Origin of the sequence: Curtobacterium sp. B18 (genome assembly GCF_000333375.1) — a bacterium.
Lineage (GTDB): Bacteria > Actinomycetota > Actinomycetes > Actinomycetales > Microbacteriaceae > Curtobacterium.
The window spans coordinates 1-2,595 of sequence record NZ_BACZ01000183.1 but is presented as its reverse complement, the minus strand read 5'-3'; the positions used below and the strand labels follow the sequence as shown (position 1 = coordinate 2,595).

Here is a 2,595-nt window from a genome sequence, read left to right as displayed (position 1 = left end):
GGCGCGCTCGATGACCCGGAGCGTCTCCTCGTGACCGGGTCCGGGACGTGCCGGGTCGAACGACCCGATGGTCAGGAAGCCGAGGCTTTCGAGGGGACGTCCGTCGAGAGGCATGTGTCGATCGTGGCAGACGAACGCGTCCTCGTCCGTCCGGGCGGGTCAGGGGACCCGCACGCTCCGGCACCCGAGGTCGATGCCGCTCGTGCCCCAGTACGGGTCGGCTGCGGTGATGCACACGCGGTGCACCCCCGACCCCGCCCGGACCATCCCTCGGAAGCCGTGCGCCCCGGACACGTGCAGCGCCCGGTCGACGTCGGCGCGCTGCCTCGTCGTGGTGAGGAGCGCCGCCTGGGTGCCGTCGACGTCGACGGCCACGTCCATCGGGTCAGCAGCGCGCTCGACGTCGACGGCCCACCCCGACGCCGTGATCCCGCCGGCGGTGGCCGCAGCACCGTCGAACGCGCCGTGGGTCGGGACGATCGTGGTGCCGCTGATCCGACTGTCGTACGGCACCTCCGGATCGGACGAGCCGCGCACGGCCTGGAACTCCCAGCCAGTCAAGCGGGTGTCCCTGATGTCCCAGACCTGCCGCGCCGTCGTCGTCATCGTGACCGAGGCGCCGGGCCGGAGCGCGGGCAGTGTGCAGGACGCCGTCCGTCTGGTCGTGTCGAGCGAGCAGCGACCGGAGGTGCTCGCGACCGTGACGTGGTCGAAGGCACGGAGCGATGCTGCGTCCGCCGGGTTGGTACCGGTGTCGTACGCGAATCCGAGGTGGACCGGGCCGGCTGTGGCCGCGGTTCCGACGTCCTGCACGGTGAACGCCCACGACGCGGTGTCGTGGAACGCCACTTGCGTGGTGACGACGTCGTCGATCTGCAGCCCGGCGGGATCGACGGCCGCGTCCGCGGATGCCGGAGCCGCGAGCGCGCCGCCCGCGACGGCGAGGACGAGGCTCGTGATCAGCCACGCGGTGGCGGGGCCTCGGCGAGGGAACGGATCGGGCATCGGCGCCTCCTGCTCGTGTGTGCTGAACGCTACGACGCGGCCAGTCCGGCGTCCGGCGTGGACCGTGAGAGCTGGCTCAGCCCGCGCCGCGCCCGGACCGGAGACCGTCCGTCCACGCAATCCGGACTCCCAGGCGAACACGCATGTTCTGCCCTTAGTGTCGCGCCAAGCGCAAACGCGTGAACTCACTCGCATTGGTTGAAGGACCGATCCGTAACGGAAGGTCGGTCCTCATGACCACCACTCCGCTCGCGCCGGGTTACACCCGCACTCGTCCCGCCACTGGTCCCCGCAAGGGCACCTCGACCTACTCCGCGCTGCTGGCGCAGGTGAAGGACAACGGCCTCCTCCGCCGCCGCACCGGTTTCTACTGGTCGCTGTTCGGCAGTCTCGTCGGCACCATGGCCCTCGCCTGGGTCGCGTTCGCGTTCCTCGGCGACTCGTGGTTCCAGCTCATCGTCGCCGGAGCCCTCGGCGTCCTCTTCACGCAGTTCGCATTCCTCTCCCACGAGGCCGCGCACCGCCAGGTCTTCGCCTCGCAGAAGTGGAACGACCACGCCGGCCGCTGGCTCGGCACGTTCATGGTCGGCCTCAGCTACTCGTGGTGGATGAACAAGCACACCCGCCACCACGGCAACCCGAACACCGTCGGCAAGGACCCGGACATCGCGCCGGACGGCATCCGCTTCCTGCCGGAGGACGCCGCGTCGGTCAAGGGCCCGCTCATGACGACGTTCATGCGCTTCCAGGGCTGGCTGTTCTTCCCCCTGCTCACGCTCGAGGGCCTGAACCTGCACCGCTACGCCGTGATGAGCATCGTCACCGGCAACGGCACCAAGGCCGACGTGAAGCACCGCTGGCTCGAGGCCGCGCTGCTCGTCGCCCGCTTCGGCATCTACCTGACGATCGTGTTCTGGTTCCTGCCGTTCGGCATGGCCTGCGCGTTCCTCGGGGTCCAGCTCGCCGTCTTCGGCGTGATGATGGGCGCCTCGTTCGCGCCGAACCACAAGGGCATGCCGACCATCGCGCACGACGCCAAGGTCGACTTCTTCTCGCGCCAGGTCCGCACCTCCCGCAACATCCGCGGTGGCTGGTGGGTCTCGTTCCTCATGGGTGGCCTGAACTACCAGGTGGAGCACCACCTCTTCCCGTCGATGCCGCGTCCGGCCCTGAAGCAGGCCCGCCTGCTCGTCCGCGACCACTGCGACACGCTCGACGTGCCGTACACCGAGACCACGCTGCTGCGCTCCTACGGCATCGTCGTCCGGTACCTGAACCGGGTCGGGCTCGCTGCCCGCGACCCGTTCGCTTGCCCCATGGTCGCGCAGCTGCGCATCCACTGACGCCGTGTTGACGCAGATGCCCACCGGCACCGTGAAGTGGTTCGACCACAGCAAGGGCTACGGCTTCATCCAGCCCGACGACGGGTCCGAGGACCTGTTCGCGCACTTCTCGAGCATCGTCGTGACGACCGGGTACCGGTCGCTCGAGGAGAACGACCACGTGCAGTACGACGTCGGCCCCGGCAAACGGGGTCCGCAGGCGGACAACATCTCGATCATCCGCTGACGCGGACGACGACGGACGGGA

3 protein-coding genes and 1 pseudogene are annotated in these 2,595 nt (G+C 69.6%); 2 read left to right on the top strand and 2 right to left on the bottom strand.

Annotated features, from left to right (window positions below; genetic code table 11):
* Both I5E_RS26240 and I5E_RS04995 read right to left on the bottom strand, forming a co-directional pair.
* A pseudogene (locus I5E_RS26240) lies at positions 1–114 on the bottom strand (LLM class flavin-dependent oxidoreductase); the annotation flags it as partial.
* Between the two features lie 45 nt (positions 115–159).
* Positions 160–1,005: a hypothetical protein gene (locus tag I5E_RS04995; protein ID WP_022906021.1), complete on the bottom strand. Its 846-nt coding sequence runs from the start codon at positions 1,003–1,005 to the stop codon at positions 160–162.
* A 233-nt stretch (positions 1,006–1,238) separates the two neighbouring features.
* Between I5E_RS04995 and I5E_RS04990 the strand changes: the two genes are divergently transcribed.
* Both I5E_RS04990 and I5E_RS04985 read left to right on the top strand, forming a co-directional pair.
* Positions 1,239–2,348: a fatty acid desaturase family protein gene (locus tag I5E_RS04990; protein ID WP_022906020.1), complete on the top strand. Its 1,110-nt coding sequence runs from the start codon at positions 1,239–1,241 to the stop codon at positions 2,346–2,348.
* A 16-nt stretch (positions 2,349–2,364) separates the two neighbouring features.
* A complete protein-coding gene (locus tag I5E_RS04985) occupies positions 2,365–2,574 on the top strand; it encodes a cold-shock protein (RefSeq protein ID WP_031261585.1) in 210 nt (69 codons plus the stop codon).
* Positions 2,575–2,595 lie beyond the last annotated feature (21 nt).